We start from the raw sequence: 17083 nt of genomic DNA on the forward strand, positions 1-17083 counted from the left end.
ACTCCTCAAGCGAACATCTGGCGGAGGCTGGGGCGACGGGGAGCGGCGGATTCCTCGTGCCACGCCGCGAGCGCGGCCACCGTCGGCAGATCGAAGACCTTGCGGATGGGGATCTCCGTCCCCATCTCGGTACGGGCCCGGCTGATCAGCCGGGTGGCGAGCAGGGAGTGTCCCCCCAGCTCGAAGAAGCTGTCGTCGATGCCGACCCGGTCCACGCCGAGCACTTCGGCGAACAGCGCGGCCAGGGTCTCCTCGCGGGCGTTGCGCGGTGCGCGGTAGGGGGCGCCGGTGAACTCCGGTTCGGGCAGCGCGGACCGGTCCAGCTTGCCGTTGGGCATCAGCGGCAGCCGGTCCAGGAGAACGAACGCGGACGGCACCATGAACTCGGGCAGCCGTTCGGCGGTGAACCGGCGGATGTCCTCGGTGGCGGTCCCGCCCGACGCCACCACGTACGCGACGAGCCGCTTGCCGGTGCCCGCGCCCTGCCGGGCGATGACGACGGCCTGGTCGACTTCGGGGTGCGCGGTGAGGGTGGCCTCGACCTCGCCGGGTTCGATGCGGAAGCCGCGCACCTTGACCTGCGCGTCGTCGCGGCCCACGTACTCCAGCTGCCCTTCGGCGTTCCAGCGGGCGAGGTCACCGGTGCGGTACATGCGCGCGCCGGCCGGGCCGTACGGGTCGGCGACGAAGCGTTCGGCGGTGAGTTCGCCGCGGCCGTGGTAGCCGCGGCCCACGTTCCCGCCGACGTACAGCTCGCCGACGGCGCCGGGCGGCACCGGAGCCAGGCCGGGGCCGAGGACGTAGGCCCGCATGTTGCCGAGCGGGGTGCCGACGGGCGCGCTGCCCGCCGGGCCGCCCGTCCCGCCGGAGACGGTGGAGGTGGTGGCGTAGAAGGACTCGCTCTGCCCGTAGGCGTTGACGACCCGTACCCCCGGGAAGGCTCCCCGCACCTTCTCGACGAGCGACGCGGGCAGGGCCTCGCCCGCGAAGACGACCGTCTCCACGCGGGTGCGGCCGGCGATGTCGTCGACGAGTTCGGCGAAGGCCGACGGCACGGTGGAGATGACGGCGCCGTTCCAGCCGTCCCGCTCCCCGAGGACCAGGACGTCACGGACCAGTTCGACGACGCCGCCGGCGGCGAGGGTCGTGAAGATCTCGAACACCGAGACGTCGAAGTTGACCGACGTGCCCGCGAGGAGCCGCTTGCCCGGCTCCATGTCCACGCGGGAGGCGAGCTCCAGGACGCCGTTGACCACGTTGGCGTGGGTGATGGCGACGCCCTTGGGCTTGCCCGTGGAGCCGGAGGTGTACATCACGTACGCCAGCTGGTCCGCGTGGACCCGCGGTTCGGGGCCGGTGTCGTCCGCGGTCAGGTCGAGCGCGTCGAGGAGCAGGTCCGGGGCGTCGTGCCGCGGCAGGACCGCGACGGTCGCGGAGTCCGTCAGGACCAGGTGCGGCCGAGCCTCGCCGAAGATGGCCGCGAGGCGGTGGCTGGGGTACTTGGGGTCGACGGGCAGGTAGGCGCCGCCGGCCTTGAGGACCGCGAGGAGGCCGACGACCAGGTCCACGGACCGGGGCAGCGACACCGCGACCACCGACTCGGGGCCCACGCCGCGTCCGGCCAGTTCGCGCGCCAGGCGGCGGGCCCGGTCGTTCAGCTCGCGGTACGTGAGCGACACGCCCCCGGCGTCCACGGCGACCGCGTCCGGGGTCCGCGCCGCCTGCGCCTCGACGAGACCGGCCACCGTGACGTCCGGGGTGGGTACGGCCGTGTCGTTGAGCCCGGCCAGCAGCCGGTCGCGTTCGGCCGGCTCCAGGACGTCGACGTGCGCGGTCTTGAGCCCGGGGTCGGCCGCCAGCTGCCGCAGGACGCGCACGAGGCGGGCCGCGAGCGCCTCCACCGCCTCCCGGCCGAAGACCCCCGGCGCGTACTGGAGGACGAGCTGGAGGTGCGGGTCGGCCGCCGCCATCAGGGCGAGGGGGTAGTTGGTGGCCGTGGACGGGCGCAGGCCGGTGAAGGCGATCCCGTCCGCGGCCTCGGCGGCGGCGCCGAGGCCCTCCCGGTCGATCGGGTACGACTCGAAGACGACCAGCGTGTCGAAGAGGGACTGCACGCCGGCGGCCTGCTGGATCTGCGTCAGCCCGTAGTGGTGGTGCTCCAGGAGACCGGCCTGCCGGTTCTGGAGCCGGCCCAGGACCTCGGCGAGGGTGTCGCCGGGCGCGTACTCGACGCGTACGGGGAGGGTGTTGATGAAGTTCCCGACCATCGAGTCGACGTCCGTCACCGCGGGCGGGCGCCCGGAGACGGTGGCGCCGAACACGACGTCCTGGCGGCCGGTGAGCTGCCCGAGCAGCAGCGCCCAGGCGCCCTGGACCAGGGTGTTGACGGTGACGCCCAGCTCGGCGGCGCGCCGGGCCAGTTCGCGCGCCTCGTCGGCCGGGAGGCCGACGTCGATCTCGTCGACGCCCTTCTCGCCCGCGCCGTCGGAGCGGGGGGCGAGCAGGGTCGGTTCTTCGACGCCGTCGAGCTCGGCCGCCCACACCCGGGCGGACTCCTCGTCGTCCTGCCGGGCGCGCCAGGCCAGGAACTCGCCGTAGCCGCGCGTGCGGGGCAGGGCGGCCGGGTCGCCGTGGGACGCGTAGAGCAGCAGCAGGTCCCGCATCAGCAGGGGCAGGGACCAGCCGTCGAGCAGTACGTGGTGGCAGGTCATCACGAGTTCGGCGCGTCCGGGTTCGAGGACGGCGAGTGCGAGCCGCATCAGGGGCGGGGCGCCCGTGTCGAAGTGGGCGGCCCGGTCCTCGGTGAGGAACCGTTCGAAGGTCTCCGTCCGCTCGGCCTCCTCGGCCGCGGTGAGGTCGAGGTACTGCCAGGGCAGGGGGGTGCCCGCCGCCGTGACGACCTGTACGACGTCGCCGTCGGCGCGGTCGGCGAACGCCGCGCGCAGGTTGGGGTGGCGCTCCAGGAGCGCCTGTCCGGCCCGGTGCATCCGCCCCGGGTCGACCTCGCCGGACAGGTGGAACACCATCTGCATGTGGTACGGGTCGAAGGAGGTGCCGGCGAGCATCGTGTGGAAGAGCATCCCGGACTGTGCCGGGGTCGCCGGCCACACCTCGGTCAGCTTGCCGAAGCGGGCTTCCCAGGTGTCGATCTCTTCCTGGCGCACGTCGACCAGGGGGGCGTCGCTCGGGGTCAGACCGCCGGCGCCGGGGGCCGCGGCGTGCCGGGCCAGGGCGTTCAGCGCCCGGACCCACAGCCCGGCCAGTTCGCTCACCTCCTCGCGGGAGAGCACTCCGGTGGGGAAGGCGAAGTGGGCGGTCAGCTCGTCGCCGTCGGGGGTGGCGGTGGTGACCGCGTTGATCTCCAGGGCCGACAGGACCGGCATGTCCCCGTCCGGCGCGGGGGTCAGGTCCCGGTGGGTGGTTTCCGGTGCCCAGCCGAGGCCGCGCAGGTCCTCGGGGAGGTCCGCGGGGGAGGTCCGGCCGAGGTGGTTGAACCCGATCTGCGGTTCCCGTCCGGTGGCCAGTACGGCGGCCGTCTCGGGGTTGAGGTGGCGCAGGAGGCCGTAGCCGGTGCCGTGGTCCGGCGCCGCCCGCAGCTGCTCCTTGACGGCCTTGAGGGCCCGGCCGGCGGCGGGGCCGCCCGCGAAGGCGTCGGCCACGTCGATGCCGGCCAGGTCGAGGCGGACCGGGTGGGCCGAGGTGAACCAGCCGACGGTGTTCGACAGGTCCGCGCCGGGGACCAGGTCCTCGTCCCGGCCGTGGCCCTCCCTGCGGACGAGCGTCGAGGTTCCGGACTCGCCGCGCGCCTGGCGCCGCCCGGCCAGGGCCAGCGCGAGGGCGGCCAGGAGGGCGTCGTCGGGGCCGCCGCGGAACACCGCGGGCACGGTGGTCAGCAGGGTGTGCGTGACGTCGGCGGGGAGGGTGACCCGCACCGTGTCCACGGTGGAGGCGACGTCGCGCGCCGGGTCGACCTGCCGTGCTCCCAGGACGGGCTCGTCGCCGCGCAGGACCTCCTGCCACACGGGCAGTTCCCGCGCCACGCGCTCCGGGTCGGCCGCCGCGTCGGCCAGGGCGTGCGCCCACCGCCGGAGCGAGGTGCCCGCCCGGGCCGGTTCCGGTGCGCGGCCGTCGCGGACCCGCTGCCAGGCCGCGACCAGGTCGGGCAGCAGGATCCGCCACGACACCCCGTCGACGACCAGGTGGTGCAGCACGATCAGCAGCCGGTCCGCGGGCGTTCCCGATGCCGCGTCGGTTCCCGCTGCCGCGCCGGCTTCCGGTGCGGTGCCGGTTTCCGGTCCGGTGCCGGAGGTGAACCGCACGAACTGCGCCATCACCCCGGCGTCCGGGTCCAGCCGGCCAGCGGCCGCGTCCAGTTCGGCGTGCACGTCGGCGTCGCCGGGGACTTCCCGCAGCAGCGCGGCGGGGTCCACGCTGCCGGGCTCCGCGATCAGCAGGCCCGGCCGGGTCCGGTCGAGCCGGGAACGCAGCACGTCGTGCCGGTCCAGTACGGCCCGCACCGTGGCGAGCAGCTCCGTACGGCCGACGTCCCCGGGCAGGGTCAGCAGCCCGGACATGGCGAACCGGCCGACGCCGCCGCCCAGCGCGAGGACGTGCGCCGCCATCGGGGTCGGCGGGGCCCAGCCGACGCCGCCGCCGGGCAGCTCGGCCAGGGTCACGCGTTCCTCGGCCCGGCCTTCGACGAGTTCCGCGAGCCGGGCGACCGTGCGGTGCTCGAAGACCTCCCGCGTGCTGACCGCGAGGCCGAGCGCCCTGGCCCGTACGACGACCTGAATGGAACGGATGCTGTCCCCGCCGAGGGTGAAGAAGTCGTCGTCGACGCCGACCGCCGGTACGCCGAGCACGTCGGCGAACAGCGCGCAGAAGGCCTCCTCACGCTGGTCGCGGGGCGCCCGGCCGGCCTCCGCCCGCGTCTGGTCCGGCGCCGGCAGCGCGCGCCGGTTCACCTTCCCGGCCGGGGACAGCGGTATCTCCGCGAGCGGCACGAGCGCGGTGGGCACCATGTAGTCCGGCAGGCGGCCGCGCAGGTACGCGGGCAGCTCGGCGAGCAGCGGACCGGTCGCCTCCGGGTCGTCGGAGGCGGGCACCACGTAGCCCACGATGCGCTTGGCGCTCTCCCTGCCCTGCCCGTCCTGCCCGTCCTGCCCGCCTGGCCCGTCCTCCCGTACGACGACCACGGCCTGCGCGACCGCGGGATGCCCGGCCAGCACGTGCTCGATCTCGCCGAGTTCGATCCGGAAGCCCCGGACCTTCACCTGGAAATCGGTCCGGCCGACGTACTCCAGGCGGCCGTCCCGGCCCCACCGCACCAGGTCGCCGGTGCGGTACATCCGCGCGCCGGCGGGGCCGAACGGGCAGGCCACGAACCGTTCGGAGGTCAGGTCGGAGCGGCCGTGGTAGCCGCGGGCCAGTCCGTCGCCGGCGATGTACAGCTCGCCCCGCACCCCGCGCGGGACCGGTGCCAGCGCGGAGTCGAGCACGTACACCCGGGTGTTCCCGATCGGTGAGCCGATCGCCACGCCCGTGCCCGCCGTCACGGGCGCCATCGTCGACCAGATGGTGGTCTCGGTCGGGCCGTACACGTTGAGCACTTCGGCGGCCCGGTCGGCCAGCGTCCCGGCCAGCCGCGCCGGCAGGGCCTCACCGCCGACCAGGACCCGCAGTCCCCGTGCGGCGTCCGGCTCGTGCAGGGCCAGGATCTGCCAGAACGCCGGAGTCGCCTGTACGACGGTGACGCCGTGGCGGCGCATCGCGGCGACGACGGCCGACGGATCGGTGACGGTGTCCTTGCTCGCGAGCACCACCGCCGCTCCGGAGACCAGGGGCAGGTACAGCTCCAGTGCCGCGATGTCGAAGGAGACCGTGGTCACCGCGAGCCACCGGTCCGCGGGCGAGAGCGGGACCCGCCGGCCCATCGTGGCGAGGAAGTTCGCCAGCGCGCCGTGCGGGATCGCGACCCCCTTCGGGTTTCCCGTCGATCCAGAGGTGTAGATGACGTACGCGGTGTTGTCCGGGGCGACGCGCACGGCCGGCGCCGAGTCCGGGCGGCCGGAGAGGTCCGCGCCGGCCAGCGCGTCGGCGTCGAGGACGAGTGCCGGACGGGCGTCGTCGAGGATGTGGTCGATCCGGGAGCGCGGGTGGTCCGGGTCGATCGGGAGGTAGGCCGCGCCCGCCTTCAGTACGGCCAGCAGGGCGACCACCAGGTCCGCGGAGCGGGGCAGGCGGACGGCCACCAGCGACTCGGGCCGCACGCCCCGGCCGACGAGCCAGTGCGCCAGCCGGTTCGCCCGCGCCTCCAGTTCCCCGTAGGTCAGCGTCAGGTCCTCGGCGACGACGGCGAGCGCCCCGGGCGTCGCCCGGGCCCGCCGGGACACGGTCTCCGCCAGGCCCGGTTCCGGCGTCGGCTCGGCCGTGTCGTTCGCCGTGCTCAGCAGCCACCGCCGCTCGTCCCGGCCCAGCACGTCGATGTCCGCGACGTGCGCACCCGGGTCGGCGGCCACCCGCTCCACGATGCGGACGAACCGGTCGACGACGGCTGCGGCCGTGGCGGGGTCGAACAGGTCCGCCGCGTATTCGAGCCGCCCGTGGGCGCGGCCGGACGCGTCGGGGACGATGTTGAAGTAGAGGTCGAACTTCGCGGTGTCGGTGCCCACCGCGACGGGGGTGACCCGCAGCCCCGGGATCTCTATCTCCGGCCACACGAACTGCCAGGCCAGCATCACCTGGAACAGCGGTGTGTAGGAGGTGGAACGCTCCAGGTCGAGGAGCTCCACCAGCCGCTCGAACTGGACGTCCTGGTTGTCGTACGCGGCGAGGGCCTTGTCCCGCACCTGCTCCAGCAGGTCGGTGAACCGCGGGTTGTCGGACAGGTCGGCGCGCAGCACCCAGGTGTTGACGAAGAAGCCGATCAGGTCGGCCAGGGCCTCGTCGGTGCGCCCGGCGATCGGGCTGCCGATCGTGACGTCCTCGCCGGCGCCCAGCTTGTTCAGCAGGACGGCCAGCGCGGCCTGGGCGACCATCGGCAGCGTGGCGCCGTGCCCGGTGGCCAGTTTCCCGAGTCCGGCGACGACGTCGGCCTCCAGCAGGAACTCGACGTGGCCGCCGCGGTGGCTGATCACCTTCGGCCGCGGCCGGTCCAGCGGCAGTTCCACGGGCTGCGGGACGCCGTCGAGTTCCCGCTGCCAGTAGGCGAGCTGAGGGGAGGCGACGCCGTCCTCACCGCCGTCCTCGCCCAGCAGCTGCCGCTGCCACAGGGTGTAGTCCTTGTACTGGACGGGCAGCGGCGTCCACCGCGGTGCGCTCCCGCCCCGGCGGGCCGTGTAGGCCGAGACCAGGTCCCGCAGGAACGGCGCCATCGACGAACCGTCGGCGGCGATGTGGTGGAACACGAACGCCAGGACGTGTTCCTGCGGGGAGACGCGGAAGACGGTGGTCCGCAGGGGGAGTTCCGTCTCCAGGTCGAAGCCGCGGGACACGGCCGCGTGCAGGGCGGCGTCCACCTCGTCCGCGGCCACGTCGACCACCTGGAACTGGAGGGCCGCCTCGGCGGGGGGCAGGATCAGCTGCTCCGGGGTGCCGTCCGCGTCCTCGGCGATCAGCGTGCGCAGGCTGTCGTGCCGGTTCGCGACGTCCGTCACCGCGGCCAGCAGGGCCGCCGTGTCCAGCGGCCCGTCCAGGCGCAGGACGAACGGGATGTTGTAGGTCGAGGTCGGTCCCTCCAGATGGTGGAGGAACCACATCCGGCGCTGGGCGAAGGACAGCGGGATCATCGACGCGTCTCCGATACGGTCATCTGGCCCAGCTTGGGGCGCAGCTGGGGGCGGTTCGACGTGGCCAGTTCCTCGATCTGCTCGGCCAGCTGGGCGACGGTCGGGTTGCGGAACACCGTCGTGACCTTGACGTCGACGTCGAGCGCGTTGCGGATGCGGCCGATCAGCCGGGTGGCCAGCAGCGAATGTCCGCCGTGGTCGAAGAAGTCGACGTCGATGCCGACCTCCTCGACGTCCAGCAGGTCGGCGAACAGCCGGCAGAGGACCTCTTCCCGGGGGGTGCGCGGCCCCCGTCCGACGGCGGCGGCCTCGGTGCGGTCCGGGGCGGGGAGCGCCTTGCGGTCGAGCTTCCCGCTCGGTGTCACGGGGAGTTCGGCGAGCGCGACGATCGCGGAGGGGACCATGTACTCCGGCAGGTGCTCCCGGGCGAGGTCCGTCAGGGCCGTGAGGTCGGGTCCGGCCGTGTCCGCCGCGGCGGCTCGCGGCACCACGTACGCGACGAGCCGCTGGTCTCCGGGACGGTCCTCGCGCACCAGGGCGACCGCGCCGTCGACGTCGGGGTGCCCGGCCAGTACGTTCTCGATCTCGCCGAGTTCGATGCGGAAACCGCGGATCTTGACCTGGAAGTCGGTCCGGCCGATGTAGTCGACCTGGCCGTCGCGGGTCCAGCGCACCAGGTCCCCGGTGCGGTACATCCGGGTGCCCGGTTCGCCGAAGGGGCAGGCGACGAAGCGGCCCGCCGTCAGCCCGGTCTGTCCCAGGTAGCCCCGGGCGAGGCCGGTGCCGGCCAGGTACAGCTCGCCGGCGACGCCGGGCGCGACCGGGCGCAGCGCCGCGTCGAGGACGTACACCTGGGTGTTCCACACCGGTGCGCCGATCGGCAGCCGGCCGGCGCCGGGGACGTGCTGGTAGGCGGTGACCTCCACGGACGCCTCGGTCGGGCCGTACAGGTTGTGGATCCCGCAGCCGGGCAGGACGTCGGCGGCCCTGTCGGCCAGGGCCGGCGGGAACGCCTCGCCCGCGACCTCGATCCAGCGCAGGCTCGTGCACTCCTTGGCGGAGGGCTCGTTGACGAACGCCTCCAGCAGGGAGGGCACGAAGTCCGCGCCGGTGACGCGTTCGCGCCGGATCAGGTCGGCGAGGTAGGCCGGGTCGCGGCGTCCGTCCGGGCGGGCGATGACCACGGCGGCGCCGGCCTGGAGCGGTGCGAAGATCTCCGGTACCGACACGTCGAAGCTGGCCGTGGTGCTCAGCAGCACCCGGTCCTCGGCGCCGACGTCGAAGTGGGACAGGCCCCACTTCAGCCGGTTCATGATCGACCGGTGGGCCACCTGCACGCCCTTGGGGCCGCCCGTGGAACCGGAGGTGAAGATGACGTACGCGGCGTGGTCCGGGGACAGTTCCCGTTCCGGGTTGGTCGGCGCGTACCCGGACACGTCCGGGAGGGTCCCGTCCAGCACCAGCAGCGGCTTCGCGCCGTCCAGTACGTGCCGCACCCGGTCCTCGGGCAGTTCGGTGTCCACCGGGACGTAGGCGGCTCCGGCCTTGACGACCGCGTAGACCGCCACCATCAGGTCCACCGAGCGCGGGACGCGTACGGCGACCAGCCGCTCCGGGCCGGCGCCCTGCTCGATGAGCCAGTGCGCGAGCCGGTTGGCGCGCCGGTTGAACTCCCCGTACGTCAGCGTCTCGTGCTCGCCGATCAGTGCCACCCGGTCGGGGGTGCGCTCCGCCTGGGCCTCGAAGGCGTCCGGCAGGGTGTCCGCGGCCACCTCCGCCGCGGTGTCGTTGACGCCCCTGACCAGCCAGTCCCGCTCCTGGTCCGACAGCACCTCCAGGGCGCCGACGGGCTTCTGCGGGTCTTCGAGGACCTGGTCCAGCACCCGGACGAGCCGGGCGGCGACCTCCTCGGCCGCGGCGTGGTCGAAGAGGTTGGTCTGGTAGTCGAGGGAGAGCCGCAGGTAGGGGTCGGAGGAGTTGAGGGTGAGCGGGTAGTGCGAGCCCGCGAACGGCCGGATGGCGTCGATGGTGAAGCCGGCCGAGTCGTTGGCCTCGACGATGCCCTCGCGGTCGATCGGGTAGTTCTCGAACACGACGATGGTGTCGAACAGCGCGGGCAGTCCGACGCCGCGCTGGATGTCGGCCAGCCCGTAGTAGTGGTGGTCGAGCAGGGAGATCTGCCGGTCCTGGAGGTCGGTGATGACCTGGCCCACGGTGTGGTCCGGCCGGCAGACCACCCTGGTCGGCAGGGTGTTGATGAACAGGCCGACCATCTCGTCCGAACCGACCAGGTCCGCGGGGCGGCCGTTGACGGCGGCGCCGAACACCACGTCCTGCTGCCCGGTGAGCGTGGAGAGCAGGACGGCCCACGCGCCCTGGAGGAGCGTGTTCAGGGTGACCCCGAGTTCGGCGGCGCGCCGGGCGAGTTCCCGCCCCTTGTCGATCGACAGGGGGACCTCGACGCGGCCGAGGCGGGAGGCCTCGCCCTTCTCGGGCAGGCCGGCGGCCAGGAGGGTCGGCTGGTCGAATCCGTCGAGCTCGTCCTTCCAGCGGGCGGCCGACGCGTCCCGGTCCTGCTTCGACAGCCAGCCCAGGTAGTCGCCGTAGCTGCGGACCGGGGCGAGCTCCTCGGTCCCGGCGTACAGCCGCACCAGGTCCTTGATGACCAGCGGCGACGACCAGCCGTCGAAGAGGGTGTGGTGGGCGGTGATCAGGAGCTTGGCCTTCTGCGGTCCGCAGGTGAGCAGGGCCAGGCGGAACAGCGGCGGCCGGGTGGGGTCGAGCTGGTCGGCCCGGTCCCCGGCGAGGGCCCTGCCCAGCTCCGCTTCCTGCTCGGCCTCGCCGAGACCGGTCAGGTCGAGGTGCCGCCAGGGCACGTCGACGTGCTCCGCGACGACCTGTACGGGATCGCCGTCGGCTCCGGCGAGGAACGCGGAGCGCAGGTTCGGGTACCGGTCGAGGAGGGCCTGCCCGGCCGCCCGCATCCGCGCCGGGTCCACGTGCCCGGTCAGGTGCAGCACGAACTGCATGTGGTAGACGTCGAAGGTGCCGTCGGCGAGCGCCGCCTGGAACTGGATGCCGGACTGGCCCGGGGCCTGCGGCCAGACCTGGACCAGCCGGCCGTAGCGCTCCTCCCAGTCGTCGATCTCGGCCTGCCGCACCGAGACCAGCGGGGCGTCCGAGGGCGTGAGGCCGCCGGTTCCCGGGCGTGCGGCGTGCGCGGCCATACCGCGCAGCACCCGGGTCCACAGCTCGGCCAGTTCGGAGGTCCGGGTCCGGGACAGCACTCCGGTGGGGAACATGAAGACGGCTTGCAGCCGGCTGCCGTCCGCGGTGTCCGTGACGACCGAGTTGACCTCCAGCGCGGACAGCGCGGGCAGGTCCGGGTCGGGCATGGGGATGAGCTCGGAGGACCAGTCCGCCGGCACCCACCCGTCGGCGCGCAGGTGCTCGGGCACGTCGGTGTCGGATATCCGGCCGAGGTAGTTGAAGCCGATCTGCGGCGCCGGGTACTCGGCGAGCTGTTCGGCGGTCTCCGGGTTGAGCCAGCGCAGGAGTCCGTACCCGATGCCCTTGTCCGGGACCCCGCGCAGCTGCTCCTTGACCAGCTTGACGGCCTGGCCGGCGGCGGGGCCGCCCGCCAGTGCGTCGGCCAGGTCCACTCCCCGCACGTCGACGCGGGCCGGGTACATGCTGGTGAACCATCCGACGGTGCGGGAGAGGTCGGCGCCGGGGACGACGTCCTCCTCGCGGCCGTGGCCCTCCAGCCGGACCAGGGTGGAGCGGTCCGCGCCGCGCCACTCGTTCACCGCGAGGGCGAGCGCGGCGAGCAGGACGTCGGTGCCGGTGGCCTTGAACGCGGCGGGGAGGGTGGTCAGGACCGCCTCGGTGACGTCGGCGGGCAGCTGCACCCGCACGGTGTCGAGGGTGGACATCAGGTCCACGGCCGGGTCGAACGGCCGGGCGCCCAGCGGGGGGTCGGACGCTTCGAGCAGGTCCCGCCAGTACTCCAGCTCCTCCTCCCGCTCCGGGGAGAGGGCCTCGGTCTCCAGGGCCGCGGCCCAGCGGCGGGCCGAGGTGCCGACCTCGGGGAGTTCGGGTGCGGAGCCGGAGCGGACCCGCTGCCACGCCTCGGCGAAGTCCGACATGAGGATGCGCCAGGAGACGCCGTCCACCACGAGGTGGTGCAGGACGACGAGCAGCCGGCCGGCGCCCGGGGCCGCGGCGAACCAGACGAAGTCCGCCATGGTCCCGGCTTCCGGGTCGAGGCGGCCGGCCGCGGCGTCGAGTTCGGCCTTCGCCGCCTCCAGGGCCGACGGGTCGTCCCACCGGCCGTCGCAGGGGACGCGGTGGATCAGGTCGGCCGCCCGCACGGCGCCCCGCGGGCGTACGACGAGGGAGGGCTCTGCGCCGCCCACCAGCTGCGAGCGCAGGAGGTCGTGCCGGTCGAGGACGGCGTCCAGCGTCGCGGCCAGCCCGGTCCCGTCGATGCCCGCGGGCAGTTCCAGCACGATCGACATGGCGAAGCGGTCCGTCCCGCCGCCGTGCTCGAACACGTGGCGCGCCACCGGCTGGAGGGCCATCGGGCCGACGCCGCCGCCCTCCAGCTCCGCGAGCACGGGTACCTCGTCCCGGCGGTCGGAGGCCACCTCGGCCAGCCGGGCCGCCGTGCGGCTCTCGAAGATCTCCCGGGTGGTGAGGGTCAGGCCGCGGGCGCGGGCCCGCGCCACGACCTGGATGGAGCGCAGGCTGTCGCCGCCCACCGCGAAGAAGTCGTCGTCGACGCCGACCCGGTCCACGCCGAGCACGTCCGCGTACGCGGCGGTGATGATCTTCTCGGCCTCGGTGCGGGGCTCCCGGTAGGCCTCGCCCAGGAACTCCGGTTCGGGCAGCGCCGAGCGGTCCAGCTTGCCGGTCGGCCCGAGGGGCAGCCGGCTGACCGCGACGAAGGCCGACGGGACCATGTAGTCGGGCAGCCGTGCGGCGGCGAACTTGCGCAGCTCGGCGGCCGAGGCTCCGGCCTGCACGTCCACGTCGCCGATGCCGCCGGCGCCGTCGTCGCCGACGCCGCCCTCGCCGGTGTGCACCACGTACGCGACGAGCCGCCGCCCGCCCGAGGGCACCTCGCGGCTGATCACCACGGCTTCGCTGATGCCGGGGTGCGCGGTGAGCGCCGCCTCGACCTCGGCCGTCTCGATGCGGAAGCCGCGCACCTTGACCTGGCCGTCGCCTCGGCCGACGCATTCCAGCAGGCCGTGCGCGTTCCAGCGGGCCAGGTCGCCGGTGCGGTACATGCGTTCGCCCGCGGGGCCGAAGGGGTTCGCCACGTACCGCTCGGCGGTCAGGCCCGGGCGGCCGTGGTAGCCGCGGCCGAGACAGGTACCGACGACGTACAGCTCACCGATGACGCCCTGCGGCACCGGGGCGAGTCCCGGGCCCAGCACGTACGCGCGCATGTTCCCCAGCGGGGTGCCGATGGGCGCGACGTCGCCGTCCGCCCACTCCTCGGCCGCCGGGAGGGCGAAGGTGGTGGCGTAGAAGCTTTCGCTCTGCCCGTAGGAGTTCACGATCCGCGCGCCGGGCAGGGCCTCGCGCACCTGGCGCACCAGCCGGGCGGGGAGCACGTCGCCGGCGAACACGACCGTGCGGACGTCGGCCGCCTTCTCCAGGTGGCCGGTCAGTTCGCCGAGCACGGAGGGGACCCCGCTGATGACGTGGCCGTCCCAGCCGTCCCGGTCGGCGAGCTCCAGCGCGTTCGCCACCACCTCGGCCGTGCCGCCGGTGGACAGGGTGGTCAGCAGCTCGAAGACGGAGACGTCGAAGTTCACGGAGGTGCCGGCCAGCATCTTCCAGCCGGGGGGCGCGTCGAGGACGCGGACCAGTTCCCGCACGCCGTTGACGACGTTGCGGTGGGTGATCGCCGCGCCCTTCGGCGTGCCCGTGGAGCCGGAGGTGTACATCACGTAGGCCAGGTTGTCCGGGCCGGGCGGCGCGCTGCGCGGGGCGTCGTCGGGTGTTCCCGGGGTCGCCTCCCACGTGGCGCGGTGGTCGATGTTGACGCTCGTCATGTCGTGGGAGGGCAGGTCCCGGCCCGTCGCGGTGTCGGTGACCACGAAACGCGGGCGTGCCTCGGACAGCACGGTCTCCGCCCGTCCGGCGAGGTACTGCGGGTCCAGCGGCACGTAGCCGGCACCGGACTTGAGGATGCCGAGCAGGCCGGCCACCAGGTCCTCCGTGCGGGGCAGTGCCAGGACCACCAGGTCCTCCGGCCCGGCGCCGCGGCGGACCAGTTCCCGCGCGAGGGCGTTCGCCCGGTCGTCGAGCTCCCGGTAGGTCAGCGTCCGGCCCTCGCACAGGACCGCCGGGGCGTCCGGGGTCCTGGCCACCTGGCCTTCGAACAGCTCCGGGACCGTCAGCCCGGACTGCTCGGTGGCGCTGTCGTTGAACCGGTGGAGCAGCCGGTCCCGTTCGGCCGCGTCGAGGACGTCGATGCCGCTGACACCGCGTCCCGAGTCGGCCACGAGCCGGCCCAGCACGCGCACGAACCGGTCCGCGAGGCCTTCGACCGTGCCCTGGTCGAACAGGTCGGTGGCGTACTCCAGCCGGACCCCCGCCCCGCCGGAGGCGTTCGGGATCATGTTGAAGAAGAGGTCGAACTTGGCCGTTCCGGTGTCGAGCGTCTCGGACTCGACGTCGAGTCCGGCGAAGTCCAGGGCGCCCAGCGGCTCCTGCCAGGCGAGCATCACCTGGAAGAACGGGTGGTAGGCGGTGGACCGGTCCGGGTTGAGCAGCTCCACCAGCCGCTCGAACGGCATGTCCTGGTTGTCGTAGGCGGCCAGGGCCCGTTCCCGCACGCGCCCGAGCAGTTCCAGGAAGGTCGGGTTGCCGGAGACGTCGACGCGCAGCACCCAGGTGTTGACGAAGAACCCGACGAGGTCGCGCAGTTCCTCGTCGGTGCGGCCCGCGATCGGCCCGCCGAGGGGGATGTCGTCGCCGCAGCCGAGGTGGTGCAGGAGCACCGCGAGCGCCGACTGCATGACCATGGACACCGTGGTGTCCTGTTCCGCGGCCAACTTCTCCACGGCCCCGACGAGGGCGGCGTCGACGGGGAACTCGACCAGGCCGCCGCGGGGGCTCGTCCGCTTGGGGCGCGGGCGGTCCGTCGGCAGGGCCAGCGGCTGCACCATGCCGGCCAGGGCCTCGCGCCAGTACGCCAGCTGGCGGGCGGCGAGGCTGTCCGGGTCGGACTCGTCACCGAGGACGTCCTGCTGCCACAGGGTGTAGTCCGCGTACTGCACCGGGAGCGGCTCCCACACCGGGGCCGCGCCGAACCCGCGCGCCGAGTACGCCACGCTCAGGTCGCGGAGCAGCGGTCCGAGGGACTCGCCGTCCAGGGCGATGTGGTGCACCACCAGGACCAGGGTGTGGGCGCGCGGGCCGGTCCGCACCAGCGTGGCGCGGATCGGCACGTCGGCGGCCAGGTCGAAGGTCCGGGTGGCCGCTTCGGCGACGGCCGCCGCCCGCTCCTCCTGCGTGACCTCGGCGACCGTCAGTTCGAACGGCTTCTCCTCCGGGGGGAGCACCTGCTGGTGCGGGACGCCGTCGCCGTCCTCGACGATCACCGTGCGCAGGACCTCGTGCCGGTCGATGACGTCGTGGAGCGCCGCCCGGAGCGCATCCACGTCCAGCTCACCGGTCAGCCGCAGGGCGAAAGCGCCGTTGTAGGTCGGCGAAGGGCCTTCGAACCGGTCCACGAACCACAGCCGGCGCTGCGCGAACGACAACGGAATCATTGTTTCTCCAAAATCGGCAGAACTACCAGTGAGCGGTCCGCCGCTCAATTACTGATCGAGTACCGTCAACAGGTCGGCGTTGTAGAAGTCGTCGAGGGAGATCGCGCCCGACGTCGTCGAGAAGTAGCGGTCGATCAGGTCCTGGTGACCGACCAGCTTGCGCAGCATCTCCGTGCGCCCCTCGGGCTTGAGCTCGGCCACGTTGAGCACGCCCTGGTAGAGGCTGAGGGCGTTGTTGCCCAGGTCGTTCTCGTAGCGCCGCAGCGCCGCCTTGAGCGCGGCGTCGTCGTGGAGGCCCGCCCCGATGTAGTCGGTGAGCGCCTGGGCCTGGACGAAGGCGTCGGTGATGCCGCGGGCGGTGATGGAGTCCTTGTGGTGCACCGCGTCGCCGACCAGGACCCACCCGGGTCCGTAGGCCTTGCGGAAGTAGTTCTCCTGGTGCCCGGTGCCGTACATCTGCTCCACGCGGGTGCCGGCCGACATCCGCTCGAACAGGTCGGGCGCCGTCGTGCGGACGGCCTCGAGGTAGGCGGCCTCCGCCGCCTTGCGGACCTCGTTGTACTCGTCCTGCGGGAAGTAGGTCATGATCAGCGTGAGGTCGTCGTTGGTGGGGAGGGCGGCCACCCAGCGCCCCGGCCGCTCGTACAGTTCGAAGCTCGACGGGACCCCGGCCCAGTAGCTGTAGTAGACGCAGGTCATCCGCGCGTGCTCGATGACCTTCGGCGCACCGGCCTTGCGGGCCACCAGCGAGCGCATGCCGTCCGCGCCGACGACCAGGCGCGCCCGGTCCGTCGCCTCGGCGCCGTCGGGCGTCGTGTACCGCACTCCGACGACCCGGTCGTCCTCGAACACCAGGTCGTTGACCGCGCAGCCCTCGCGGAACTCCACCCCGGCCGCGACCGCGCCGGCCGCGAGGATCGGGTCGAGCACGAACCGCCTCGGCGCGTACGTGGTCCGCTGGCCGTCGACCGGCAGGGAGAAGCCGTCGAGGCGGACCTCGGGACCCTGGTAGCTCTCGTGGTTGATCGGCCGGCAGCCCGCCTCACGGAGCTTGTCGAGCAGCCCCCACTTGTTGAGGAGCGCCACGCCCGGCTGGTGCAGGTAGTGCGAGGACAGGGTGTCCTGCGGGAAATTCGCCTTCTCCAGGAGCAGGACGCGATATCCCTGCTGCGCGAATAGCATGGCCGTCGGCGAACCCGCACAACGAGCACCTATGACAATCACGTCGTACATGGCGCCTACGCCTCTCTTAGCAGGTGGTTTTTGACGCAGCGCGGCCGCAACCGGACAAGCCGTTGCAAGGGGGGCGCGCTATCGGCGCGGCGGACGGAACAACCGCTGCCGGGCATGAATGCGATGCTAGCCGTCCGCACTGGCGGAATGAAGGGAACCAGTGGCGGAGAACGCGGCGGGGAAAGCGCGGGAAACGCGGCGGAGAACGCGGTGGAGAACGCGCACCGACGCCGCGCCGTGTCTCGCCGGCGAGACACGGCGCGGCGTCGA

3 protein-coding genes are annotated in these 17083 nt (G+C 73.4%); all 3 read right to left on the bottom strand.

Annotated features, from left to right (window positions below):
* Window positions 1-5: 5 nt before the first annotated feature.
* From ABZZ17_RS28020 to ABZZ17_RS28030, 3 genes are read right to left on the bottom strand one after another with little or no spacing between them, the layout of a single operon-like run.
* Complete coding sequence (locus ABZZ17_RS28020; RefSeq protein ID WP_356879828.1) at window positions 6-7787, bottom strand: amino acid adenylation domain-containing protein; 7782 nt, start codon at window positions 7785-7787, stop codon at window positions 6-8.
* On the bottom strand, window positions 7784-15580 hold the full coding sequence (locus ABZZ17_RS28025) for an amino acid adenylation domain-containing protein (RefSeq protein WP_356879830.1): 7797 nt from the start codon (window positions 15578-15580) through the stop codon (window positions 7784-7786). The genes ABZZ17_RS28020 and ABZZ17_RS28025 overlap by 4 nt, the downstream gene beginning before the upstream one ends.
* 48 nt (window positions 15581-15628) lie before the next feature.
* Window positions 15629-16813: an NAD(P)/FAD-dependent oxidoreductase gene (locus tag ABZZ17_RS28030; protein WP_356879832.1), complete on the bottom strand. Its 1185-nt coding sequence runs from the start codon at window positions 16811-16813 to the stop codon at window positions 15629-15631.
* Window positions 16814-17083 lie beyond the last annotated feature (270 nt).

Source organism: Streptomyces sp. NPDC006512 (assembly GCF_040611935.1).
Classification (GTDB): Bacteria; Actinomycetota; Actinomycetes; order Streptomycetales; family Streptomycetaceae; genus Streptomyces.

Bases quoted from the DNA above. Each gene is read 5' to 3' on its own strand.
- ABZZ17_RS28030 (WP_356879832.1), bottom strand. From the start codon at position 16,813: ATGTACGACGTGATTGTCATAGGTGCTCGTTGTGCGGGTTCGCCGACG.
- ABZZ17_RS28025 (WP_356879830.1), bottom strand. From the start codon at position 15,580: ATGATTCCGTTGTCGTTCGCGCAGCGCCGGCTGTGGTTCGTGGACCGG.
- ABZZ17_RS28020 (WP_356879828.1), bottom strand. From the start codon at position 7,787: ATGATCCCGCTGTCCTTCGCCCAGCGCCGGATGTGGTTCCTCCACCAT.